The following is a 25,573-nucleotide window of genomic DNA, read 5'->3' as shown; positions in this document are numbered from 1 at the left end:
CGGAAATGACCTAGATGATAAATACTTCTCTTCGCATACTATTAATAGAGGATCAGAAAACAGATGTGGTTCTTATTAAGCGGCAGTTGAAAAAGCTGGTAAGAGACCCAAAAGTAAAGGTTGCAGAAGATCTTCAGGGGTGCAGGAGCCATCTTGTAAATTTTGGGCCAGATGTGGTGATTTCAGATTATAATCTGCCTACCTGTAATGGGCTCGAAATTCTGGAGCTGACAAAGTCTATTGATCCCGATGTCCCTTTTATATTCCTTACCGGAACTATCAATGATGAAGAGCTGGCAGCCAACACTATTCTTGCCGGGGCCACTGGTTATATTCTAAAGAAGCATATTCATAACCTCGAAGAAAAATTGAAGCCTTTATTAAAGAAGGTAGCATTCAATATGGTTGCAAGGGAAGATGTTCGTGAAAAAGTGAGACAAAACAAGATCGCAGTGAACCAGATCTATAATTATCTGGATAACTTAAATGCTGATAATAGTGAACAGCTTAAAAATATTAGCAAGATTAAGGATACCATCGGCGATTTTAAAATGGATGAAGAAGACGAGGAAGAATGATAAACCGACTAAGAGAGGATACTGCAAGTTTACATAAACAAATTGAAAAAGATAATCTTGCATCCAGGATTATGGATCATAAGATAAGTCTTGAAGAGTATAAACTGCTTTTACTTCAAAATTACCTGGCTTATTCTATTGTAGAAGATGCCATATCTCCTTATTATAAATCACCGGAGGCTAACCGGGTTAAGAGGTTACAAAGAGATTTATTCAATTTGAACATAGATCCCACTGAAGCTTTGGTTCAATTTCAGGACGCGTTTAAATGTACCTGTAAAAGTGAAGCTTTAGGAGCGGCATATGTGATAGAGGGTTCTGCACTTGGAGGAATGTTTATTGCAAAGGAGTTAGAAAATTGTGAGCAGCTTAAGGAAATAGAAGAGCATCATTTTTTTAACGGAGACCGCAATAATGTAAAACCCTGGAACAGGTTTCTGAAGGACATTAAGTCAGAAGCATTTACGCAGGATGAAGAAGATCGTGCAGCTGAAAAAGCTAAAGAGACCTTTAGTTTTTTCGGAGATATATTTACTATGGATGAAGGGCGAGTTGATTCCTGAAATTCATACCACTAAAGATATTTAAGAAGCAGAGCCACCGGTTCTGCTTTTTTTATTTAATAATATCCCACGTTGTCATCTAGGATAAATACTAAAAAACCCCTAGTTCGACCCCTTTCATTTTTACATAATTTTAAGCTGGAAATATTGCCAAAAAGATATTAAGATAGTTTTCCAGCTATTCCCTACCCATTATCCCAAAGTGCTTAAAACTAAATACACCGGAGTTCATAACTCTCCTGGCTGACAGGACTATGTAATTTATTAACCACCAAATATTGAATTATGAAAACTTTGAAGTATTATTTAGCCTTTACGGCTGTATTTGCCTTATTGCTGACTTCCTGTAGTAAGGATGAGACCCAGATGGTAGACAATCCTGTGTCTGATGAGGTAGCGGTGCTGACCTTTGGACCTGTTTTAAACGATATGCTGAACAGGGCCCAGGTAAGACAGGATGCGCCTGCCTGTTCAGAGAATGCACCGGCCTATGCACAGATCTCCCTTACCTACGGGTCATCGAATACTCCGGTAGATGTGGTTGTTGAAATTTTGTCTGATGATGACGGGCTTTTTACGGCTTATGATGAAGCGCTTGAGATCCCGATACCTTCAGGAGAAACCTCAGTAGCAGTGACCCTCACCGACTTTTTGGTCTGGGATGACGATAACGGTTCTCCGGGAAGCGTGATCTGGGCAGCACCAAAAGAAGGCAGTGAATATGCACAATTTGTTGAAGATCCTTTAGATATGATCTGGGACCTGCGTGCGGGAACCAAGAAGTATGTAGATGTAGAGGTGATCTGTTTTGATGACAGGGAAGTAAACCTTTATGGATACCAGTTCTTCGATATCATTCCGGAAGTGCTTTACGAGCTTTGCTTCTTTGCGAACTACTGCAGTGACAGCGGAAGACACTATACGGCTAACTATAACCTGAATGTTTGGTATGGTGATCCTGATAACGGAGGTACTTTGATCTATGAGGGATTGATGCCTGCAACCGGAAACACCGAAGATGATGACTCCGGAGACTGGTATGCCGATCCATTATGTATAGCTGTTCCGGGACCACAGGATGGAGAAGGAGCAGATACGCCATACTTATACTATGAGCTGACTCTTGCAGACTGGCCCGGAAGCTACGGTACAGCCGGAGATCATATGATGAGTGGTTCATTAAGCTGGAACGAGGTAGATATGTTACTTGGCGATGACGGTACTTCAGTAGAATATGAACACGTATTCATCAATTGCGGAGATGACGATGGGGGAGAATGTGACGCCAACGATCCTAATGCAGATTGTGATATGGATGGTGTGCCAAATGAGATAGATGAATGCCCTGATACAATGTTAGGAACTCCTGTTCAGGAAAACGGATGTGATCTTCCATCAGGGGAATGTGATCCAAATGACCCTGAGGATGATTGTGACAGAGATGGCGTTCCCAATGGAATTGACGAATGTCCGGATACCGATGAAGGAGTGGCGGTAGATGAAAAAGGCTGTGAAAGCATCCAGGTGCCGGGAAGAGATGTGGTGGTATTTAACGATATAAATATCTTTGATAATAACAGTATGGCCGATGCTGATAATGTAAAACTTGTTCAGAACCTGGTTAATTTCACCACCACCGGCCAGCGTAATAATGGTGATGTTGTTTTAATAGACAGGGGAAGAAATGCCAGGTGTTACTCCAATGGGGAATGTAATGATAATGGATGGGCTACTATGCGTTCTGTAATTACTAACGAAGGTTTTTCTATACAGGACCTATTTTCAACAGGGGGTGATTTAACCAATATAGCTTCAGATATAAAGACGATCTTTTTGGTTATGCCTACTATATCTTATACTGCAGCTGAGATTAATGAATTGAAATCTTTTGCCGCTGAAGGAGGAAGAATCATTTTTATTGGGGAACACGAACAATTCTACTTTTATATAAATGTGGAAAATGAATTCTTGTTGAGTATGGGGGCTGTTTTAACTAATACGGGAGGCTATATAGATTGTGGTTACACAACACTGCCGTCTGCCTCTAACAGGGAACACCCGATTATGGACGGAATAAATCAGCTCACAATAGCCTGTGCTTCTGTAATAGAACCGGGGCCGGATGATTTTCCGTTATTTTATGACACTACAAATACCAAAGTACTGGCGGGAGTCGCAAAGATCGATACAAACCCGGTTTCTGATGTTAATGTGCAAAATACATTAATGATGGACTCAAGAGTCTATAATCCGGAGGTAACCGCTTCTTCGGTGCCTGAATAATGATTTTTAGAATAATCAACTTAAGATAAGAGCAATCGCCGGTGGCGGTTGCTCTTTTTTATAGGTGGTTTAGTTCCCTTACCTCCCCGGCCTGCATTTGGCCCAGATATTCCTTGCCAATCCTTACCCGAACAAGGCGCAGAGTTGGAAAACCAACTGCAGCGGTCATTTTTTTTACCTGACGAAATTTACCTTCGGTAAGGGTAATAGAGATCCAACTGGTAGGACCGTGACGCTCGTCCCTTATTTTCTTTGCCCGTTCCGGAAATTCCGGTCGATCTTTGAGCTTTAATACTTTGCAGGGAAGGGTCTCATATTTCTTACCCTGTATGCTTATTTCTAAACCTTCCCTGAGTTTTTTGATACTCTCTTCATCTATCTCTCCGTCTACCTGGCAGTAATATTCTTTTTCTACTCCTTTCCCGGTTATCTTTGCGCTCACTTTACCATCAGTCGTCAAAAGAAGCAAGCCTTCAGAGTCCTTATCCAGTCTTCCTATAGACATCGTGCTCTCCGGGAAATCGCCTAATTCCCCTAAAAGACGGCCTTTTTTCCTTGGTTTTTCATTATTGATAAACTGACTTAAAAATCCGTAGGGTTTATATATTTTGAAGTGCCGATGCATCAACTGAAGTTTTCCTTGGCGCGAAAATAGTGATTTTAGGGAAGTATTCTAATTTCCTAAACAAGCCAAATTAAGAAAGCCCCGCAATTGCGAGGCTTTATATATGAATGAAAATAATATTATTTTTCTTCCGGAACCGGGAAACCTCTGTCTCTCATAAGCGCATCAATATTAGCATCCCTGCCTCGGAATTTCCGGTAAGCTTCAGCCGGATCCATCGCATTTCTGGGGGCAAAGAGATATTTTACAAGCTTATGTGCTACCTCTTTATCGTAGAAACCTCCCGGGGCTTGAGCAAAAGCTTCAGCAGCATCTGAGGTTAATACATCGGCCCAAAGATATCCGTAATATCCTGTAGCGTAACCTTCTCCGGAAAATACGTGGCCAAAGTGAGGAGAACGGTGTCTCATTACGATTTCTTCCGGCATTCCCAGTTTCTCGAGTTGTTCCTTTTCGAACTTTTTAGGTTCAATATTTTCAGGATCGGTGGTATGATATTTCATATCCATAAGGGCTGACGCAAGGAACTCTGTTGTTGCAAAACCCTGATTAAAGGTTGAAGCCTTCTTGATCTTTTTTACCAGTTCATCCGGGATTACTTCTCCGGTCTCGTGATGCTTCAGGAACTGGTTGATCACCTTATCTGTGGATAACCATCTTTCAAGTAATTGAGACTGGAATTCAGTATAATCACGCACACCTCCGTTTAAGGTAGGATACTTCACATCGGCAGATAAGAAATGCAAGGCGTGACCAAATTCGTGGAAAAATGTTTCGGCATCATCCCAGGAAACCAATACGGGTTCTCCCGGAGCAGGCTTTATGAAATTGGAGTTATTAGAAGCCAGTACCGGCTTGTCTCCGGTTACTTCCGTAGCACTGCGGTAAGTAGTGGCCCAGGCACCAGATCTTTTCCCTTGTCTTGCATAGGGGTCAAGGTACCATAAACCTACAATATCGCCGGAAGTCTTATCGGTAACCTCCCAAACCTTTACATCTGGATGAAAAACTGGAACGGTCCCTTCTTCAACCGGAGTAAATTCAAAATTGAAGAGTTCACCCGCAGTAAAGAAAAGGGCCTGGGTTAGATTCCCTAGTTCCAGGTACTGTTTTACTTCTTCACTATCAAGATCATATTTTTTCTGACGTACTTTTTCAGCGTAGTAACGATAATCCCAGGGCTTGATCGTAATATCCTTTCCTTCCTGGTCGGCAATCGCCTGCATATCGGCTACTTCCTCCTCAACTCTTGCCAAAGCAGCAGGCCAAACAGCTTCCATAAGCTCCATTGCTCTTTCTGGAGTCTTCGCCATTCTGTTTTGAAGTCGCCACTGGGCATAATTATCATATCCTAATAATTCTACGCGCTCATCGCGTAATTTGAGGATCTTCGAAATAACCTCGTTATTATCGAATTCATCATTATTGTCACCTCTTGAGTAATAATTTCTCCAAACCTTTTCTCTTAATTCACGATTATCAGAATAGGTTAAAAACGGGTCCATTGAAGAACGGGTGTTGGTCACGGCATATTCCCCTTTATGATCTCTTTGCTCAGCAGCCGTAGCAGCAGATTTCACATAAGATTCCGGCAACCCGTCAAGCTGGTCTTCATTAAGGTAAACTACATAGTTCTCTTCTTCAGCAAGAACGTTGTTAGAAAATTTTGTGTATAATTCTGAGAGCTCCTTATTGATTTCTGCATAACGGGCCTTGTCCTCTTTGTTAAGATCTGCCCCCTGCATCGCGAAATCTTCATAAATAAGCTCTATCACTCTCTGCTGCTGTGGTGGAAGAGAATCTTTCTGTGATTTTTCATACACCGTTTTTATCCTTTTGAACAAGGCTTCATTTTGAGAGATCTTAGACCGGTATTCAGAAAGCATTGGGGATAATTCCTTTTGTACCTCCCTGAATTCAGGACTGGAGACATTACTGCTGTAAATTCCATAATAGGTGTAAGCTCTTTCCAGGGGTTCCCCAGATTTTTCGTAAGGAATAATGGTATTCTCAAATGTTGGCTCCTCAGGATTGTTCGCAATTTCCTCGATCTCATTCAGGTGCATTTCCATAGCTTTTTCCATAGCCGGTTTTACCAGGGCTACTTCCATTTCATCGAATGCGGGGACTCCTTCGTAAGGACCTGTCCATTCTGCCAGTAATGCGTTATTCATTTCGTGTTCTTTTTTTTCTTCTTCAGGATTATCGTTACAGGCGGTAACGGCAATCAGGGCAAAGACTCCAAGGCCTTTAATAAAATTCGAATTCATTAGAAATATTAGATTTGGATTTCAGGCCTGAATATACTAAGATTCCTTTAAATGTTAAGACCATTTGGGAATGGAATATGACCGAACGCAATTTCCGGGCGCGTGAGAAGATATAACAGTCCGACATTTTTCTTTTATATTTGTTAGGAACCCAGACGAAATTTGGGAAACTTAATTGATTAACGTAAAATAAACTTTAAATGAAAGGACTACATAAGATTGTTCTGTTTCTTGCTGTGGCTCTGTTTGTGAGCTGTGGTGAAAAAAAGAAAAAGGAAGAGGAGAAGATCACAATTGGGGATAACCAGGGATCTACCGAAGCTATTTCTTCCGAAGCAAAAAAGACTTCAGAATCTACCGAAGAGGATGTGGTGGAGATCAGCCTTACGGGCAATGACCAGATGAAGTATAATAAGAATGAGATCAGGGTGAAAGCCGGGCAGACGGTGAAGCTTACTTTTGAGCACGTTGGAGAAATGAGCAAAGATGTAATGGGTCATAACTTTGTACTGCTTAAACAGGGAATTGATATGGCCGAATTTGCTCAAAAAGCAATGAAGGCTAAGGCCAATGATTTTATTCCTGAAGGTACAGATGCCATTATCACTCATACCAAAATGCTTGGAGGTGGAGAGTCTACGACCATAGAATTCAAGGCGCCACCAAAAGGGACCTACCAGTACTTGTGCAGTTTTCCCGGGCACTATTCTTTAATGAACGGAAAATTTATTGTAGAGTAGCTTTATATTCCAGATAAACTTAAAAGCTGAAATTTTTTAAAAGAGATTTCAGCTTTTTTATTTTCTAAAGATCAGAGAGATCAGTCTTGGGATCTCGTCTTTGGTTTTATCGTCAAAATGTTCATCCAGCTCAACCAGTTTCAGGCCCTGTCTTTTAGCGGCCTCTAAATACTCTGAAATATGGTGAACATAAACTTCAAGTTCCTGCGTTCCGTCTTTTGTCTCGAATCTTGCCTTACTGCCTTTGTATTGTTTAAAGGGATGCAGCTCACATAAGTAGATCTTTCCGTTTTCGTCCAGCACCCTTTTGGCTTCCCGGAAAATGAAATCCAGATTTTCTATATGTTCCAGGACAAGGCTACAGGTTATAAGATTTGCCCAGGCGTCTGCTACCGGCCAGGAGGTATTTAGGTCTGCCCGGAGAAATTCCATATGCTCATCCTTTATTTTATTTCTTGCTCTGGCCATCATTTCTTCCGAAAAATCAAGGCCTTTGAAATTTTCAGCTTTGTCTGCCAGCCAGAAAGAATTCTTACCAGTTCCGCTGCCAAGTTCCAGGATATTTGAAGCAACGTTATTCGCTAATTTTTTCCTTATCACCCTGGCCTCAAGATCACGGGTTTTATTTTTCATCTCATCATAAGAGCCTGCCCAGGAATTATATGCCTTACTAATACTCACAAGTAACAGTTTAATTTTTACAGATCGCTAATATAAAAAAGAAAGTCCCGGAATGATTCACTCAGGGAAGTTTCATTTTTACTCCTTAAAATTTCATATGGCGGTTTCAGGGGCTTAACCTGCAGGTTTCGGAGTCTAGTTCAGTCTCAATAGTATAATGATGAAACTTATATTCTTCCAGAATATCCTTAACTGAAGATTTAGCCTCAAGCAGTTCCCCAAAGCGTTCGATATTCTTCAGTTTTATATGTGCGGTAAATACGTGGTGTTCCCCCTCCAGAGACCAGATATGGGTATGATGCATAGAGGCGATATGCTTCACCTGGAGAATTCTTGATTTGATCTCCTCCAGATCTATATCTTTTGGGACTCCCTGGAGGAAAATAAAGAGCGTTTCTTTAAGGCGCTTAAAAACGTTCCACAAAATATAAAGCGTGATCAGTAAAGAAAGGGCAGGATCCAGATAGTGAATATCCTTAAAGGTAAGAATGATGGCTGCAATTAGCACTACCACCCAGCCCAGTACATCTTCCAGCAGGTGCCAGGAGACCACCTTTTCGTTTAAAGTCTTGCCGCTGCTTAACTTCCAGGCTGCATAGCCATTAACCACAACACCAATTAGTGCAAACACGACCATTCCCTGGGCATCGGAATGTTGGGGTTCGATCAGCCGGCCAATGGCTTCGTAAATCACATATACCGAGCCGGCGATAAGGACAATACTGTTAATAAGTGCACCTAAAAGAGAAAACCTTCTGTAGCCAAAGGAAAAGCTCTTGTCGGCCTCTTTTTTGGATTTTGAATCCAGATACCAGGAAGTCCCCAGCGAGAGGCTGTCCCCAAGATCGTGTACGGCATCAGAAATTATGGCTATACTGTTAACGTAGATACCGCCTATTATCTCAAGAATTGTAAAGGCCAGGTTGAGGAAGAAGGCTATTTTCAGATTTTTTCCTGAATGATGATGTGAATGGTCATGTCCCATTATCTAAAGTTCGGTTTTTGAAATTTAATATGAATGAAATGAAGACAATACTTCAAAACCCGGAACCAAAGTAGGAAAATTAGTCATGCAACAGAAGTGCATTATTCATTGCATTGGTCGCATAGACCTTTTACTACCAGGTTTACATCTTCAGAACTGTATCCTTCGGGCAGATTGATTTGAGGAATCTGATGATTTGTAAGACAATGCGTCTCATTACACCTGGTGCAGTGAAAGTGGAGGTGGAGATCAGAATGTGTATGAGCATCACAATCTTCACATAAGGCATATTTTAAGACCCCTGTCCCGTCATCTATCTGATGTACGATCCCTTTATTTTCAAATGTTTTGATGCTCCGGTAAAGCGTGGTCCTTTCAGCATTCTCGAAGGCTTCTTCAACATCTGTAAGGGCCACCGCTATTTTCTTGTCGAAAAGGAAGTCTAATACAAGCATTCTCATCGCTGTGGGACGAACGCCTTTCTTTGTCAAAAAATCTTCGGTTTTACGCATCCTGCTTGAAGTGTAATAATCCAAAAATACCGAATTATTAATAGTTGAAATAGCAGAGCCAAAAAATAATTATTTTGAACCCGGGAAACTGTGCTTGTATCCTGGAATGCTTTTATTCCAGTACAAGATTTGTTTCGCCGGAAATAAGGTATACGTGGCAGCAATCGGCTCCTGCTTTGTAGATCGCACTTACCACTTCTTCCTCGCTTAAGAAGCCGGAAAAACTTATATTAACTTCATCATTTCGATATTCTGCTGTAAACAGGTCATTAAAAACAGGGTAGGAGCCACTTTCCTGATATCTTTCAAAACCATCTCCAATTAAGGTTTCAGTAATATCCTTATCGTTTTCCTGAATTACAACTTTAATACTGTCCAGTGCTACCGGTTCTCCATCAGAGTTTTGCACAGATACGGTAATGGTCCTGAATTCTTCGGTACAGGCAAGCTGTTCACAATCTGAACGATTTATGTTATCATCCTTGTCTGAATAGCAAGCCTCGAATACTAAAATTATAATTCCTAACAGGAAAGGCCTTAAACGCATAATGAGTAAAGTTTTATTAATCAGATTAAATATAAAACGGAAAATTGGATATCTCCGTACACGGCTTTAAGTGTTTTTCCCCATTTTACAACTTAGTTTTAAACCTTAAATTAAACAAAAGCAATTAGAAGCGATAACCCTGCAATCTGCGGCTAATTGAAAAGCTACCTATTTCATCGAAAATGCCTGAATTAGAGGAGAAGTTCACTCCATTTCATTTTCGAAGTTCCAATAACATTTTAATTAACGGATAGATGCAATGTAATTTATGACATTGTCTGGCTGATTTAAACTGAATTTAGAATTAATATCAGAACTGTGATCAATGAATGAAGTTAGAGATAAAGACAGAATTATAAAGGTCCTGATCTTCGAGAAGGATGATTTTTTACGTCAGTCTATAGCCGGACTTCTAAACGAAAGAGCTCAGTATAAAGTTCTGGGGGCTTATTCTGATGTGTCTGAAGTTAAGAGTATTCTTAGTCTGGAAATGCCTGATGTTGTAATTCTTAGTATAGGTATGCCCGGGGCTCAGGGGATCGCAGCTATACCTGTTATAAAGGAGGTTAATTCTGAAATCGCTATCCTGATGTACACCAGCTCTGAAGATGAAGCGAATTTATTTGCCAGTTTAAAAGCCGGCGCTGATGGCTATATACTGAAAAAGACTTCCCCTTTAATTCTTTTTGAAGCCATAGATGAGGTTCATCAGGGAGGGGCTCCTATGTCTCCTTCTATTGCCCGGAAGGTGATAGATTCTTTTCACAGGCGGGAAAAATCTGCACAAAGTCAATATGACCTTACCGGCAGGGAAGTGGAAGTTCTTAAGTTACTTTTAGAAGGACAGAGTATAAAATATATTGCGGCCGAACTTAATATAGCCTTTGAAACAGCAAGATCACACCTTAGGAATATCTACAAAAAACTGGATGTAAACTGTGGGAAAGAGGCTATCGCAAAAGTGATGGCAGACAATATCAGGTTATAAAGGGTCATATATCCCCTATAAAGGTGATTGCATTTCTTTCTTTTGAAAAGTATCTTTAATCGATTCTAAAAATCACAGGAACCTTTAATTATTTATGGTTCGACCTTAAAGGATCATTGGTGGATTTTTTTCCACCATCTTATTCCCTGATAAAAATTTTAAAAGCAGGGTTGAAGGAGGGTTTTTCACGAGGGGGAGATTATCTTTTTTCAATTCTGCTTATTATACCCTTAAAGAGGTATTGTACTTTACACACTTTATAATTATTTTTATTTACACTTAAAACGCTGAACAATAGTGTTTTAAGATCTATTTTTCTGAGTACCCTTACTGCACAGAATATTGCTCCAATATTTAATGTGCCCCCCAAAGTTTAATCAATATAAATCTTTCAGGATGAAGGTCCTGAGATTAAACGGTTCGTAATGAGGTGCTTTATATCCATAGTATTTTTTATTCTGATAACAACAGGGCTTTCGGCTCAAACGAATTTTGAGGTCATTACTTCTGAGGACTCTGGCAAAGGTAGTTTGAGACAGGCTATACTTATGGCGAATGCCGCTGAGTTTCCTGCCGAGATCAGCTTCAATATTCCAGGACCGGGACCGCATATTATAAAACTGAATGAGCAATTACCTCCTATCAACAAGACTTTAAAAATTAATGGGTTTAGCCAGCCGGGAAGTTCAAAAATATATCCGCAAATACTAATTGACTGTAATAATACAAGTGAAGGTTTTATCTATTTAGATGAAGCCCCCCTCCAAGATATAAAAGGTGTCATTGTAATTACCAGCCCTGAAATGCTTGCATATGAATTATCGTATGTATTCAGCAAATAAACACTGGCTAACAATGGCTTAAGACGGTTAGAAAAGGCTTTCTAATTGGGGGTAGACAGTTTTATCTGACCGTCTTTTTTAAAGCTTTTTATAAACCTTAAAACCATCTCGCCACCTATTGCTTATTCCTATTTATGGGTTGGTAATACCAGCTATTTAAATTTTAACTAAAACCAATAAATTATGAGAACAATTATTACTAAATCAAAAGGGAATTTGGCGACGACCTTGAAAAAACGGGTAAAAACATTAAACCAGCTTTTCTTAATACCCTTGCTCTTTTTTATGTTCAGCTTTTTAATGCCTGTAGATGCTAATGCCAGTCATTTTAGATATGGAACTTTAAGCTGGAAACCAGTGCCTGGTGATCCTAACACTATTGAATTTAAACTAGATGTAGCTTATAGGCATAGTTTTAATAATGGTCAACCTATTTCAGATTATATTTATTTTGGAGACGGGACTAACCAATTTATCACTCCTACAATTACGTCAATAAATTATGGAGAAGATTGGCATTATGCTACTGCAACATTTACAAAAACTTATGCTAATCCGGGTGATTATAATGTAATTTGGGCTAATAATTGTTGCCGTATTTTTGCCTTACAAAATAATTCTAGTGATAATTATAGTCTGGAGACCGTCGTAAGTGTAGGCACAGGAAATCATTCCCCAGTAACTTCTTTAGCTCCAATCATTTATTTGCCGGCAAATGATCCTAATGCTTCTTTTGTAGTTCCGGCTAGTGATCCTGATGGTGATCCTTTAACTTTTAGACTTGCATCTGCGGCAGATTATCCTAATGTATCTATTTATGATCTTCCAGCTGGTATATCTGTATCTCCAACTGGTGAAGTAACTTTAGATACCCAGGGTAAAAGTGTTGGGAACATCTATACTGCGGCTGTAGTGGTTGAAGACGGAAGTACAAAGACTATGGTTGACTTTTTAATCATAATAGGAACCCCGTCAAATCCTCCTAGCTTTGATTATACTGTCACTCCGCAAAATGGACATTTGTTTGAAATTGGTGCAGGCCAAACACTCAGCTTTGATGTTAAGGCAGAAGACCAGGATGCGGTAGATGTTGTAAGTTTACAGGCAGTAGGCTTACCAACAGGAGTAACTTTTAATTCCCCAACTCCGGCAAACCCGGTTCAAACCAGTTTTTCCTGGACACCATCAGGTACTCAGATTGGAACCTATGTTATTAATTTCATAGCCCAGGATAATAATCTAGCACAGGCATTAACTTCTGTGACAATAGAAGTAAGTGAGGAAGTCTGTAATACATCTGATCCTATAATTTCAGATATAGAAGGTCCTATAGATCCGGTACAGGCAGGTAATTCTTTTGATTTGTCCGCAGACGTTTTAGATGAAAGCATTGTCTCTGCAATCTGGTATTTTAGTGAAGATGGTCAGAATTTCGATTCAGGGACAGCCGCTACTATTTCCAATGGAGAAGTCTCTGGTAGTTTTACAAAGCCGGTTGGTGTTTATCTGGTTAAACTAGTGGCTGAAAATGATTGTGAGCATACGACAGAGAAGTATTATGAGTACGTAGTTGTTTATGATCCGAAAGGCGGTTTTGTTACAGGTGGCGGATGGATCATCTCTCCGGAAGATGATTCTTATGAATACATGCAAGATGAAGGCCGAGCTAATTTTGGTTTTGTGGCAAAATATAAAAGTGGGAATAACACCCTTGGAGAGGTTGACGGAAATACCAATTTCCAGTTTAAGGATGGAGATTTTCATTTTAAAAGCTCATCCTATGAAGATATGTCACTTATTATTTCAGGAGCAAGAGCTACCTACAAAGGAGAAGGGACTGTTAACGGAGCCGGAGTACATAAATTTTTAATAGTGGCCGTAGATGGTGATCTTGATGGTGGAGGAGGAACTGATAAATTCCGACTTAAAGTCTGGGGTGATAATACATCCAGCACTGTTATATATGATAATCAATTAGGAATGCCTGAGTTATCTGATGCTGCTACCGGACTTGAAGGAGGTTCTATTGTTATCCATAAACCTAAAGGGAAAAATAGTATAGAGGAGCAGGCATTGATTCAATCCGAAGTTGATATACTGGAAAGTATGATAATAGCTCCGAACCCTTTACAAAGTCAGGCTACAGTTAGCTTTGGTTTAACAGAACCAGCTAATGTTGTTTTGAAGGTTTATAGCTTTACCGGTCAGGAAATGGAAACTTTGTTTTCAGGATCAGTAAATAAAAATCAAAGTTATGAGGTTGAGTTCTTCAGAAACAATTTAGCAACAGGAAATTACTTCCTTAAATTGACAACTGAGAAAGGCTACTCATATGAAAAACAATTTATTATAGAGTAAGTATAATAAACATGTTGATTGCTTTCAAACAATTCAAATAACCCCCAGCCTAACCAATCTGAAAACCCCGGCTTTACTAAAAGCCGGGGTTTTTATTGGAGATTGTTTCCAGTTTTTTAAAATAATGTAAACGCTTTGAAATCTAACTTTACACACGGCGTGAAAGCTAGGCAATTATTGAACTCCACTTTTAAGATCGGGGGTGCTGCTATTTAGGATAGCAATTTGTTAGATATACTAAGGAAAGGGGGGCAGTTGCTGTAAGAAAGTCTGAAGGTTTCTGGGAATAGCCCATCAGGTATAATTGCTAGACCTAATTAAATATTTTGAAAGTTGTTCTTGCCCGGGTGACCCTGCAAAGCAATCAGAAGTAGATAATAAAAAAGAGAGGCTTTCGCCTCCCTTTATCCATTTTGAAGATTTCTATTCTAGTTCTTTTGGACTAGAGCAAAGCCTTCATTAGGTTTCATTTCTAATTTAAGCCTGCGGGTTTCATTTCCGTTGGTGAGTTTTATCTTGTAAAAAGCATTGTCAACTCGGTCACCATTTCCACTGGCTACATACTTGTTTTTAACTATTTCCCAACCTTTATGTTGTTTATAAAGAGCGATAATCAGATCTCTTGGTATTAAAATATTCCTAAATACCTGATCATTTTTTATCATTTTCCCTTCATCATCAAAATTGGCTCGCAGAAATCCTTTAGAATGATTCAGCACTACAGTATAGGTATCATAATCCTTATCGGCAGTTTGATCAATAAGATCCTGAATGTCGAAATTCTCTCTAAGAAATGCTAAAGGATCTTCTAAAAATTCACCTGCATATTCTTCTTCAATTGAAATGCTAACAGCATTTAAATCTGGAGATAATGCGTGTTTCACTGGTTTATAAACAACTTTTGTTTCTTCCAGTTCAGTAATTTCCTGTGCATTGACAGTTCCCGCGGCAATAAAACATACCATTAACGAATAAAAAATCAGCGTTTTCATAATAATAAATTTAACTATTAATAATTCAGTTTTTCGGAGTCATTGGTCGTTAGAAAAATGCCTTGGGAAAGTATTGAGCTTAGATCCTCTAGGGATGGCTTCATTAGCTCAAATAGAACAATTATGTAGGGATAATTTTGGAGGAGGAGGGATAAGAGCCATTAACCTGCTCTTAATTCTTGTAGTAATTTTGTTATGTAAATATAGGCAGAAGCTTAGTTGAAATCAATCGCCATTTAAGGTGGAATTGCCATCTTTAATATAAGCTTAAAGACTTATAAATATAATTATCCCCTACAGTTATAGGTTAGTAGACTGAATAATGTTGTTTAATGATGCTTTTTTGAAATACGGCTTTTATAAAATTAGCCGGTTTTAAATTCATTATCGAATTGAATACCTGAAGCCGACAGGTTTTAATCTTTGATTTCACAAAAACTAAAGATTTAAGATTTTAGCCTCAGACTTAGCTATGGATTAATTCAACAAAATTGTATGGAAAGCCCGGTGGTTTTAGGGCTTATAATATTCCTGAGGGGGAAAGCTAATTGAAAAATAATTTTAATTAGGGGAGGAGAATACCGGTTCTTATTTCGAATGGGATAGGAAAGATTTATTAATTATCTTCTTCAGGACCTTTCTTTTTATTGATCTCGAATAATTTCTTTGAAACACCCAGTTCCTTGCCTGCATAATATCCCAGGAAAAATATCCCGATAGGAATTAAAATAGAAGCAAGAACAAGAATTATAATAAATAAGGTCGACATTTCTTGAAATAATAGTTAAGAAGAATTCTAAAAAGTAAAATTGATAAGAAAGCATATAATTCACAACAGGATTTTTCCCCTATTTGAATTTGAGGTGTTTACATAGAGTGTTTTATTATAAAAAAAGCCATATCGGACTTTATAATCCGATATGGCATTGATATCTCTCCTGTTAATGTCAGCCTGTTTCTTTAAAAATTATTCAGCCATACTAAGCTTAATTTTTTGCAAAGATATTTTCATCATTTTTTTCTTTAAATCTTTTCAGGCCACGATCCAGAAACTCAACAAATCGGTCAACATTCAGGTCATAACCTTTTGGAGCAGCAAGTAAAGATCCGTCCGGATTCACTAATGTGTAATACGGCTGTGCATTTGCATTCAGTTTTTGGATCATAAAATCTAAATTTTGCCCTCCAATGGTCTTTTTAATGCGGTTATCCACTGTAGAAACATACCATTCATTTTCCGGTAATTCTTTTTTCTCATCTACATACAGAGCCACCACCACATAATCTTCTTTCAGCCTTTTCAGGACTTTAGGGTCTGACCATACCGCGGCTTCCATTTCACGACAATTTACACAGCCGTGTCCTGTAAAGTCGATGAATATTGGCTTGTTCTTTTTTCTGGCACATTTTAAAGCCTGTTCATATTCAAAATAACCTTGAATGCCGTGGGGCAGTTCAAGCAGCTCATCATATTTTGGTGTTCCGCATTCAGCTATTTCCTCATTTTTATCTTCTGAAATTCCATTATTTGAATAAGCTTTTATATTGAAATCCTGAGAGCTTATAGGAGGCAGATATCCTGCCAGGCCCTTTAGGGGAGCGCCTAATAAACCGGGAATTAAATAAATTACAAAGCTAAAGACCAATAAGGAGGATATCATTCTTCCTACGGATACGGAAGTTCTTTTTTCTTCGTGAGAAAAATTGATCTTCCCTAAAAGATAAAACCCAAGAAAAGAAAAAATAACTATCCATAAGGTTAAATAAATATCCCGGCTTAAGAAATCCAGGTGATACACCTGGTCTACCATAGAAAGGAATTTAAGAGCGAGTGCCAGTTCAATGAAACCCAGCACCACCTTTACCGTATTTAACCAGCCTCCGCTTTTTGGTAAGGATTTTAACCAATTGGGAAAGATCGCAAATAAGGTAAATGGCAAAGCAAAAGCTAAGGAAAAACCTAACATGCCTATTAAAGGTTGCAGTCTTTCCCCCCCGGCTGCCTGAAGCAAAATTGTTCCAACAATGGGGCCGGTACAACTGAAGCCTACCAGTACCAGCGTAAAAGCCATAAAGAAAAGACCTATTATTCCTCCTTTATTCGATTGCCTGTCCACTTTATTCACAAAACTATTTGGCAGCCGTATTTCAAACAGGCCGAAAAAAGATAGTGCGAAAAGAACGAATACAATAAAAAAGAACAGGTTCGGGATCCAATGGGTACTTAAAAAGTTGGCAAAGGCCGCACCAAAAAGAACCGAGAACAAAGTTCCTATTACAGTGTAGATGGCAATGATTGAGAAGCCATAGAAAATGGCCTGCCAGATTGCTTTTTTACGATTGGAATTCGATTTGGTGAAATAGGAAACAGTCATAGGTATCATAGGAAACACACAAGGTGTTAGCAATGCCGCGAGGCCAGCTCCAAATGAGACCAGAAAGAAGGAAAGGAGGAATGTAAACCCCTCGCTTTCCTTTTGCTCTGGCTTAAATTCATTTTGAAAAGGCTCCAGCTCTAAAGCCGCTCCTGTTTGTTTTATTTCATTTCCTTTGGGCTTATTATTCCCGGGAGTGACTCCATTAACAACAATATCACTGTTAAAGGGAATACACTGGCCGGTGACATCAGAACATAACTGGTAGGAGACACTTGCATTTATAATCGCGTCTTTATTATTAATCCTGAACTTCTGTTTGAACACTGCCTCTTTAGTAAAGTAGGTATATTCCCCCTCAAATATTTCATCGTATTTCTTTTTTGCTCCTACAGGGGTCACGGGTCCGAGAGCCTTAGAATCAGTGCTATTGTTATATTGAAACTGAGTTACGGTTGGTCCCAAATTAGGATCAAAGTCACTGGAGTACATATACCAATCCTTTGGTATTTTGGCAGTAAATTTCACCCTTATGGTATCGCCTGAGGAATAGGAATCTTCCTGAATCTCAGCTTTCCATTCTGGCGCTTCTATCACCTGGCTGTGGGCTGAATTACCTACAGCCAGGATTATAAAAGCTAAAATTAATCTTAAAAGCTTCATAGAACTTTATTTTTTTTGGATGTGAATTGCTCAAATTAATTTGAACAGGATCACGGGTTATTGTAAGCTCTTTAAAAAGTTTTTGAACTTATCGGTATTGTAATCAGCCATACCCTTATGAGTTAAGGCCAGGTTTCCGTCGGCATCAATGATATATGTAGTCGGGATTGCCGAAGACTCATACATTGATGGGAGCTTGCTTGCCGGAGCATATATAGGCAGCTCATAATCTTTCTTCTCTTTAAAGGAAATCGCCTTGTCAAAATTTCGGTCTAATGAAAGCATAACGAAAGCGACTTCATCTCCCATTTCCTTATGCAGTTGGTTTATGGAAGGCATTTCGGCTACGCAGGGAGGACACCAGGTTGCCCAGAAATTCATAAAGATCACCTTGCCTTTGAGATCTGACAGCGGGATTATTTTTCCATTGGGATCCCGTAGTTTCAGGTTAAAATCAGCTTTTGGTAGTTTTTTCAGCTTATTTACAGACTCATTGGCGGTGTTAGTTGCTTTGGATATTTCCCTGCTCTGTTCAATCTTCGGGTTCATAACTCCGGTTTCAAGCAATCCGCGTTGGAAGAATCCAATAACTTCTGTATGAAGGCCGGTTGCGAATAAAACAACGACTGCAATCGTAAACACTCCATATTTAATCAGACTTCTATTTTTATTCTTTTTATTATTTTTCATAATTCTTTCTTTAATACTTATATATAATTCATTTAACTAAAAGGGGTAGGGGTAATAGCTTCGGTTTACTTCAAGAACACCTGCGTCGCTCAAAAAGATTGAAACAGTATATCCTGAAACAAATTTGTTGGAGCCTCTTCTTGCCTGCGTTGCTATGGTCGTTTTCTGATAAAGACCACGGACAATTATTCATATAGATATTAAGGCTTCAGCCCTGATGTTACTCGAAGCGGGCAAAAGAATGCTTAATACATCAATACTGGTTGGTTCTTAATGAAAATGAGGAATGAATTGGTAAAACAAAACTCCGAAGCTTGTCTGATTAAACTGATCTGGGGGGAGGGGAGTTGTTTTCTAAATACCTGCAGCTTAGTCTTGAAGTGAACAGGTTATGCTCAGTAGGTATTTCTTCGGAAAAGCTTAGCTCCCATAATAAGAATTCTAAGTTGAACTGAGGCGTGCAAAAACTGCTGATTTTTTGAATGTCATTTTGAATATCGGCAGCCTGTAAAAGCTTTTCAGGCTTCTTATCCTGAAGGTCTGGTTGTTCCTTTTCGCAGTAAGGCTTGACAATCGAAAAATTATCGCCCAAAAAAAGGCCGATCCCGTTTGAGTTAATGATCAATATCTTCATTAAAAACAAAGGGATCAGAAATAGCGATATATAAATTCTTGTACGCACTCCTGCGAATTTAGAAAATATTTGTAATTAGCCAATGTAACAAATGTTACTAAAGACAGAGGAAAGCATATTTCCGGAACAGGACCAATTAAGCTCGTAGCTCTCTTAGAGAGAAACAGGCAAAGTTATTATTCACCTTTCAAAGGCTATTGCTACCCGTTAAGCTGTAGCAATTAGCCCTCGAAAAAATCTACAGTTAAACCCAAATTTCAAATTTGTTTCACAAAATCTTCAAATACTTTTTTATGAAGATCGAGATCAAGGTTTGGTGAAACTGAAACCCGGGCGATATAATCCTTATCACTTTCCTTAGTAGTTCCCTGAGTCGATGTAGCCGGAATCGTCCAGTAACACCCCTTTAACTGGCCATAGCTCACACAATATTTACTTTCGTTGGGAATTTCACTAATCATCATTGTTATCAGCTTATTATTCAGTGCCCTCTTATAGGATTCTTTTTCCTGTTCAGTATCTCCTTTAGTGGGAAGGTCTAAGGAAAAAACAGATGGCGTAAAGCCTTCTTTAGCCAGCTCTTCCGAAACGAAGTTAATTTTGGCTTCGGGTAGTGTTTCTTCAATAAAGTTTACAAACTCACGGGTGTTCTTATATGCATCTACAATCCTTTGGTTCATAGATGGCAGCTGTTCTGCCAGTATCTTAACCTGAAGATCGGTGGCCTTGTTATCGCAAAGCTTCAAATGCCTGTCAATTTTTTCCATAAGGGCTTCAGCTTTGCTGTTTGCTATACAGTAGCCTGCCGTACATTTTCCTCCACTTGGAAATTTAGAACCGCTTACATAGGAGATCGTCCTTACAGCTGAAAGTATACCGTCTTCACCGCAGAACTGCACATTTGGACAAAATGTTTGGTCTAAAATGAAGACAGGGTCTATAGCAACTTCGCCGTTCGCCATTTTCCGCTCTTTGGTAAGGACCTCCCTTAATTTTTCCAGGTCGGGCACTTCGACCCTCGGGTTTGTGGGGATCTCTGCAATGATATAAGGAACTGCTCCAGCTTTGGCCACCTGGTTCAGGACCTTATCTGTACTTTGAACCATATTATTTTCACCATCAACCGGTAAGTCAACGATCTCTACGTTTTCAAGAGAAGCTGCAACCCTCCTTGCCTGATCGTTGGTACCTCCGTAACAGTTTGGAGGCACAATAATGTTGATTTTCTTTCCAGGATGTTTTTCCAGCGCATCATCAATAAGTCCCATCATAATGGCATATTGGACAGAAAGTCCACAGGAACCAAGAACAACTTTAGATCTGGTAGCTGTGATTTTGTGGATCGAAGCTTCTACACTTGCCCTGTCAGCCTCATAATTAGTGTTCCCGGGTGAAGAAATAGAAACTCCTATTAGTCGCTGGAGGGCAGTATAACAATCGGCCGGAGTCATAGCAATGCTTTCCCTTCTCCTAACGTGCTGAATATCGGATATATATTCTTCGTTTTCCGGGCCATTAACAAGGATGATACTTCCAAGTTCAGCCTGCAGACTAATATAAAAGTCTATGTTCGGGTTAAGGTAAAGATCAGTCAGTTCATCCTTTTGTGAAATGAAGATACTACTACCGTTAAATTCAGAAATATCTTCCGGTTTTTCTACCTGCTTAAGCTCAAAAGTATATCCGTATACCTGCTTTAGCGATTCAAAATCAAAATATTCCGGCAATTCTTCGGTATAGCAGATCCGGGTGTTTTTACGATCGAAAAGATTCTTTCTGAGCACTGCCAGAACCGGCATTACCCGGGATGAAAAACTGATCACGTTATCCGGATTAAGATCATTCAGCTTTGCAATTCCCCATTCCAGGACGGTGGATAACGGATGCCCCAGCCGGATATAGTCGAAAGCCGTTGGCAGTTCACTTAAAGCTGCTTTCTCAGCATTATCACTCAAATACAGCTCTTCAAATTTTTCGAGAAACTCAGTTTTGGCCAGAGATTCATTATAAATATCCAGGCGATGAGTTGTTAGCTTTAACCAGTCCGCCGGTAAATTTTTCAGTACTTTTTCTATATACACACTCGCATTCTGCTCTTTCATATTCTTTAATTATAGATCGGCTGGAAATATAGATGAAATAGATAATCTTTAAAAGCCATGGTGCTTGTTTTCTTTAAGTAGCTTTATAAATAAAATCGATCGACGAAAGGGAATAGGTCTCCATTAGTTTTTGTGTGCAATAAGTCAGGTTACATATACCTCACCCTGGGGTAGTTAATGATGCCTGCTTTTTCTTTGAATCAAATAAATATTGGCCGTAACGGCCGCAATCAGCATAAAGTAATCCTGATATACCTCAAAATTAATGGCCGCACTTGTACCTATGATTGCCCATATTGTAGGGATAATCAATAAATGTTTTGGGAACTTGTTGGTCGTTAACATGAATAAACCAAATGTAAAAATTGTGGTAGGACACGGTAATCCTAATGAAATTGTTTTTTCAATAGAACCACCAAGCGAATAACCGATTAATGGGTATATGATTAAACCAAACAAAATAAAGATATAACCAATGATTCCGGAAGAGGTATTTTCTATGGAAAAATTCAATTTTTTCTGAAAAGCATAAATTATGAATAGCAAACCTTGAATTATAAATAGTCCACCAAAAGCATAAGCCGCTTTATTTATAGAACTAAAGAAGTAGATGTGATATACAATTCCCATCCAAAGCCAAAGAGCTCCAAGTAAGCCCGTAATAAAATAACTACTGATTTGCTTTTTCTTATGAAGCAGAATGACCGCGATGATTCCAAATAGAATGAAAGTGAATTGTACTGGAAATACTGAGCTATTATAGTCTCCAAATACCTTAAAAAAATCATCAATTGTAAACGGTGTTTCCACGGTTGATTATTTGTTATAGTTAAGACAGTTTTTCCAGTTTATATAGTTTCACTTTAAGGAGTGAGATTTTAAGTAATTAAAGCTGAAAAATATGTTTTTAAAGACAAATTTTGGGTAGTAGGGTAGCGATAACTGATCAGGCTTTAACCTGCTCTTATCCTGGAAACCCGACATCTTTTATCGTGCTTTTACAAGATCAGGATTTATAATCTATTCCATTTTAATAAAATTACTCCTGCGATTGTTTGTAACAGACCTGATACAAAATACAATGGCTGCAAGAAGCCTTTGTACCCAATCATAGCTAATTGCGAGAGTATCCAAATCATCAGGATTATACCGGAAAACAATCCCAAATGAGCCAGTTTCACACTTTTTTTAAAAGTGAACCAGGAACCATAAATATTACTAACACCAATAAATAAAAAAAGCAATATTCCCGGAATCAAGAAATTTGGAAATGGAGTCCCTTTTAGCCAGTTTAAGTTCATATATAGGCTATCACCGGTAGGGTCGGTAATCAGCATATACCCACCAAGTAATCCACTAAGGCCGTTAAATATTTGAATGCTGCCTAAACATACCTCAAGAGTTGCTTTGCTACTCATATTGATTAATTATTCCAACTAGATTCCGCATAGTTGAAATTAGTGATTTCTTTCCAAAATACCGTCTATTTGACTTAGGGCGTTGACTTTACCAGTTTTATCTGAATGAGTTTCTGAGCATTTTTTATGAATGGAGTGCCTGTCAATGCAGAAATATTAACTGCAGTCATAACACGGATTTGCCGGGAGATACGAAAAAATAACACAAAAAGCAGCGATGATAAATCCTCCTGTTTTTGTGTGTGCGTTCTTACCGAATCCGTTAGAATGAAAGGAAAGTAATCAATAGGTTCTGGATACTTTATTACTCTTACATAAAAGTTAATTAATAGTTAGACTCTTGTGTGATAATAGTTTTACTATTAAATTTGCGCAAAAAACTATTATATTGGAAGAGTTGTACAAGAACTTCAAGATTTCGATCAATCCGGAACTTTATATAAAGGATCCGGAGTCCAGTCAGTTAGGTAAAAAAATTATCGGGGAGGGAATTCTTCTGATAGATAAGATCGGTTTTGAAAAATTCACCTTTAAGAAACTAGGCATTAGGATCAATTCCAACGAAAGCTCAGTTTACCGGTACTTTGAGAATAAGCATAAATTCCTGGTCTATATCACCAATTGGTTTTGGGGCTGGAAAGAGTTTCAGCTTACCTTATCTACCTATGGAATTAGCGACCCATATGAAAAACTTATCAAAGGAATTAAAGTTATTACAGAGCCTGTAGTAGAAGATGTGCGCTTCGAACATATAAGTGAAGTGGCATTGAATAATATCATTATCAACGAGAGTTCTAAATCTTATCTGACAAAAAAGGTAGACGAAGAAAACAAGCACGGCCACTTTATAATTTACAAAAGGCTCGCAAAACGTATTAGTGAAATGATCTCTGATGTGGATTCTAGCTATAAGTTTCCTTTTAGCTTGGCAACAACCATCATAGACGGTGCTTTACATCAGCATTTTCTGAGTAAGCATTTTTCGAGTATTACCGATTGTAAAAACGATGTTTCTCCTAATATCTATTTCGAGGATATAGTTACTAATGTTTTAAATAATAAGAATGCAGAATAAATTAACGCCATTTCAAAGGTTTCTTGGTCTGTTAAAACTGGAAAGAAAAGATTTTCTCCAGATATTCTATTACGCCATTTTTGCGGGACTGGTAAGCCTTTCCGTGCCTCTTGGTATTCAGGCCATCGTTAACCTTATGCAGGGCGCCAGGATTTCTACCAGCTGGTTCGTTCTTGTGATCCTGGTGACCCTGGGGGTTGCCTTCGTTGGAATTCTGCAGTTAATGCAGATACGGATCCTTGAAAATATACAGCAAAAGATCTTTACCCGTTCGTCTTTTGAGTTTATATATCGGTTTCCAAAGATCAAAACTGACCAGCTTAAGAATTACTACCCGCCTGAGCTGGCTAACAGGTTCTTTGATGTGCTTACCATTCAAAAAAGTCTGTCTAAAGTCATCATAGATTTTCCTGCGGCTTTAGTCCAGGTGTTTTTTGGATTGATTCTGCTATCATTATACCACCCATTCTTTATTATATTCGGAATTTTGCTTGTGGTGATCATTTATATCGGTTTCAAGATAACCGGTAAAAAAGGTCTGGAAGCCAGTATGTCAGAGTCTAAGTACAAATATGACATCGCGCATTGGATACAGGAAGTGGCAAGAACCCTGATGAGTTTTAAGATCTCAGGCCGCACAAACCTCGCTATTAAAAAGAACGACAAGAAACTTTGTGATTATCTCGATGCCAGAGAAGGACATTTCCAGGTTTTGAGGATCCAGTTTGTACAACTTATTATTTTCAAGGTTTTGGTTACCGCCGGTCTGCTTGCCATTGGAGGGATGCTGGTTCTTAATCAGCAAATGAACATCGGGCAGTTCGTGGCTGCAGAGATCATAATCCTGCTGATTATTAGTTCTGTTGAAAAGATCATTCTTGGATTGGAATCTTTTTACGACATACTTACCTCTTTAGAAAAAATGGGGCAGGTAGTAGATAAGGAACTTGAAGATCAATCCGGAGAAAAACCCTTTGAAATTGGTGAACCTTTGCATGTCGAGCTGGATGGAATTCAGTATAAAGGCTTCGACGGGAAAAAGATTATCAGGAATCTGAACCTTAAAATTAACCCGGGTGATAAGATTCTGCTTAAAGGTTTAAACGGGGCGGGGAAATCCACTTTACTGAAACTTGTCGCCGGGCTCATTCAGCCTAGTTTGGGTGAAGTTTATGTAAATGATATATCCCTTAAAAGTATAAACCTTAACCACTACCGTTCTATGATCGGGCAGTCTATTACTGAGGAATCGCCTTTCGAAGGGACCATTATGGAAAATATCACTATGGGTGATGAAAATATCCCTAAACAGGATATACAGTGGGCCCTGGAAAAGACGGGACTTTTATCATTCGTTAAGAAGCAGCCAAAAGGTTTGAATACGATGATTTACCCCGAAGGGATTCAGATGCCTTACTCTGTATCTAAGAAAATCATCCTGGCTCGCGGTATCGTGAAACGTCCGTCTATTTTGATCCTTAATGATGCCCTGGACCAGCTCGATGAGAGTGAAGAGGTGAGGATTATGGACTTCCTGTTTAGTGAAGAAAACAACTGGACCATTCTGGTTTCCAGTAAGGACAAAAAATGGGAAAAATATTGCAACCGAATTATTTGCCTTGAGAAGGGTAAAATTAAATCTAAGGAGTAAG

The 25,573-nt window shown here is 38.9% G+C and carries 23 protein-coding genes; 9 read left to right on the top strand and 14 right to left on the bottom strand.

Features of this window, described 5'->3' with window-relative positions; genetic code table 11:
• Positions 1–14: 14 nt before the first annotated feature.
• The 3 genes from ACFQ3Q_RS10985 to ACFQ3Q_RS10975 all read left to right on the top strand — a co-directional run bounded on the left by ACFQ3Q_RS10985 (position 15) and on the right by ACFQ3Q_RS10975 (position 3,424).
• Complete coding sequence (locus ACFQ3Q_RS10985) at positions 15–578, top strand: response regulator (protein WP_380745769.1); 564 nt, start codon at positions 15–17, stop codon at positions 576–578.
• Entirely contained in the window at positions 575–1,141 is a 567-nt protein-coding gene (locus ACFQ3Q_RS10980) for a biliverdin-producing heme oxygenase (RefSeq protein ID WP_380745767.1), read from the top strand. Before ACFQ3Q_RS10985 ends, ACFQ3Q_RS10980 begins: the two co-directional genes overlap by 4 nt.
• 285 nt (positions 1,142–1,426) lie before the next feature.
• Positions 1,427–3,424 (top strand): hypothetical protein, encoded by a 1,998-nt coding sequence (locus ACFQ3Q_RS10975; RefSeq protein WP_380745765.1) that lies wholly within the window; start codon positions 1,427–1,429, stop codon positions 3,422–3,424.
• Positions 3,425–3,482: 58 nt separating this feature from the next.
• On the opposite strand, the gene ACFQ3Q_RS10970 is transcribed toward ACFQ3Q_RS10975, so the two are convergent.
• Positions 3,483–4,049 carry a pseudouridine synthase gene (locus ACFQ3Q_RS10970; RefSeq protein WP_380745764.1) on the bottom strand — a complete coding sequence of 189 codons (567 nt, stop codon included), beginning with the start codon at positions 4,047–4,049 and terminating at the stop codon, positions 3,483–3,485.
• Positions 4,050–4,168: 119 nt separating this feature from the next.
• Entirely contained in the window at positions 4,169–6,319 is a 2,151-nt protein-coding gene (locus ACFQ3Q_RS10965) for a M3 family metallopeptidase (RefSeq protein WP_380745762.1), read from the bottom strand.
• 200 nt (positions 6,320–6,519) lie between these two features.
• Here ACFQ3Q_RS10965 and azu point away from each other — a divergent pair, with 200 nt between their 5' ends.
• Positions 6,520–7,059: an azurin gene (gene azu, locus ACFQ3Q_RS10960; RefSeq protein ID WP_380745761.1), complete on the top strand. Its 540-nt coding sequence runs from the start codon at positions 6,520–6,522 to the stop codon at positions 7,057–7,059.
• A gap of 57 nt (positions 7,060–7,116) precedes the next feature.
• Here azu and ACFQ3Q_RS10955 read toward each other — a convergent pair whose 3' ends face one another.
• From ACFQ3Q_RS10955 to ACFQ3Q_RS10940, 4 genes are all read right to left on the bottom strand, one after another.
• Complete coding sequence (locus ACFQ3Q_RS10955; RefSeq protein WP_380745759.1) at positions 7,117–7,740, bottom strand: class I SAM-dependent methyltransferase; 624 nt, start codon at positions 7,738–7,740, stop codon at positions 7,117–7,119.
• A gap of 106 nt (positions 7,741–7,846) precedes the next feature.
• Positions 7,847–8,725, bottom strand: coding sequence for a cation diffusion facilitator family transporter (locus ACFQ3Q_RS10950; protein ID WP_380745757.1), 879 nt, complete (start codon positions 8,723–8,725; stop codon positions 7,847–7,849).
• Positions 8,726–8,826: 101 nt separating this feature from the next.
• Complete coding sequence (locus ACFQ3Q_RS10945; protein WP_380746339.1) at positions 8,827–9,237, bottom strand: Fur family transcriptional regulator; 411 nt, start codon at positions 9,235–9,237, stop codon at positions 8,827–8,829.
• Between the two features lie 112 nt (positions 9,238–9,349).
• Positions 9,350–9,784, bottom strand: a complete 435-nt coding sequence (locus tag ACFQ3Q_RS10940) for a hypothetical protein (protein WP_380745755.1) — start codon at positions 9,782–9,784, stop codon at positions 9,350–9,352.
• Positions 9,785–10,109: 325 nt separating this feature from the next.
• Here ACFQ3Q_RS10940 and ACFQ3Q_RS10935 point away from each other — a divergent pair, with 325 nt between their 5' ends.
• The 3 genes from ACFQ3Q_RS10935 (at position 10,110) to ACFQ3Q_RS10925 (ending at position 13,972) form a co-directional block, all read left to right on the top strand.
• Positions 10,110–10,772, top strand: a complete 663-nt coding sequence (locus tag ACFQ3Q_RS10935; protein ID WP_380745753.1) for a response regulator — start codon at positions 10,110–10,112, stop codon at positions 10,770–10,772.
• 425 nt (positions 10,773–11,197) lie between these two features.
• Positions 11,198–11,614: a hypothetical protein gene (locus ACFQ3Q_RS10930; RefSeq protein WP_380745751.1), complete on the top strand. Its 417-nt coding sequence runs from the start codon at positions 11,198–11,200 to the stop codon at positions 11,612–11,614.
• A gap of 183 nt (positions 11,615–11,797) precedes the next feature.
• Positions 11,798–13,972 (top strand): T9SS type A sorting domain-containing protein, encoded by a 2,175-nt coding sequence (locus ACFQ3Q_RS10925; protein WP_380745749.1) that lies wholly within the window; start codon positions 11,798–11,800, stop codon positions 13,970–13,972.
• 428 nt (positions 13,973–14,400) lie between these two features.
• Here the strand turns inward: ACFQ3Q_RS10925 and ACFQ3Q_RS10920 are convergent, their stop codons facing one another.
• From ACFQ3Q_RS10920 to ACFQ3Q_RS10885, 8 genes are all read right to left on the bottom strand, one after another.
• The gene (locus ACFQ3Q_RS10920) at positions 14,401–14,964 is read right to left on the bottom strand and encodes a hypothetical protein (RefSeq protein ID WP_380745747.1); all 564 of its coding nucleotides are present in this window, start codon (positions 14,962–14,964) and stop codon (positions 14,401–14,403) included.
• Between the two features lie 616 nt (positions 14,965–15,580).
• The gene (locus ACFQ3Q_RS10915) at positions 15,581–15,733 is read right to left on the bottom strand and encodes a hypothetical protein (protein ID WP_380745745.1); all 153 of its coding nucleotides are present in this window, start codon (positions 15,731–15,733) and stop codon (positions 15,581–15,583) included.
• Between the two features lie 217 nt (positions 15,734–15,950).
• Complete coding sequence (locus ACFQ3Q_RS10910; protein ID WP_380745743.1) at positions 15,951–18,002, bottom strand: protein-disulfide reductase DsbD family protein; 2,052 nt, start codon at positions 18,000–18,002, stop codon at positions 15,951–15,953.
• A gap of 57 nt (positions 18,003–18,059) precedes the next feature.
• Positions 18,060–18,692 carry a TlpA family protein disulfide reductase gene (locus ACFQ3Q_RS10905; protein ID WP_380745741.1) on the bottom strand — a complete coding sequence of 211 codons (633 nt, stop codon included), beginning with the start codon at positions 18,690–18,692 and terminating at the stop codon, positions 18,060–18,062.
• A gap of 322 nt (positions 18,693–19,014) precedes the next feature.
• Positions 19,015–19,374: a hypothetical protein gene (locus ACFQ3Q_RS10900; protein WP_380745739.1), complete on the bottom strand. Its 360-nt coding sequence runs from the start codon at positions 19,372–19,374 to the stop codon at positions 19,015–19,017.
• A gap of 209 nt (positions 19,375–19,583) precedes the next feature.
• Positions 19,584–21,428 (bottom strand): cystathionine beta-synthase, encoded by a 1,845-nt coding sequence (locus ACFQ3Q_RS10895; RefSeq protein ID WP_380745737.1) that lies wholly within the window; start codon positions 21,426–21,428, stop codon positions 19,584–19,586.
• A 174-nt stretch (positions 21,429–21,602) separates the two neighbouring features.
• Positions 21,603–22,238 carry a DUF6064 family protein gene (locus ACFQ3Q_RS10890; protein ID WP_380745735.1) on the bottom strand — a complete coding sequence of 212 codons (636 nt, stop codon included), beginning with the start codon at positions 22,236–22,238 and terminating at the stop codon, positions 21,603–21,605.
• A gap of 203 nt (positions 22,239–22,441) precedes the next feature.
• Complete coding sequence (locus ACFQ3Q_RS10885) at positions 22,442–22,846, bottom strand: hypothetical protein (protein WP_380745733.1); 405 nt, start codon at positions 22,844–22,846, stop codon at positions 22,442–22,444.
• 388 nt (positions 22,847–23,234) lie between these two features.
• On the opposite strand from ACFQ3Q_RS10885, the gene ACFQ3Q_RS10880 reads away from it, so the two are divergent.
• Positions 23,235–23,921, top strand: coding sequence for a TetR/AcrR family transcriptional regulator (locus ACFQ3Q_RS10880; protein WP_380745730.1), 687 nt, complete (start codon positions 23,235–23,237; stop codon positions 23,919–23,921).
• A complete protein-coding gene (locus tag ACFQ3Q_RS10875) occupies positions 23,911–25,572 on the top strand; it encodes a peptidase domain-containing ABC transporter (protein ID WP_380745727.1) in 1,662 nt (553 codons plus the stop codon). The genes ACFQ3Q_RS10880 and ACFQ3Q_RS10875 overlap by 11 nt, the downstream gene beginning before the upstream one ends.
• The last annotated feature ends 1 nt before the right edge of the window (position 25,573 follow it).

This window comes from Salegentibacter chungangensis (assembly GCF_042678405.1).
Lineage (GTDB): Bacteria > Bacteroidota > Bacteroidia > Flavobacteriales > Flavobacteriaceae > Salegentibacter_A > Salegentibacter_A chungangensis.
Note: the sequence above shows the minus strand (reverse complement) of the source record. Positions and strands in the feature narration are given on the sequence as shown.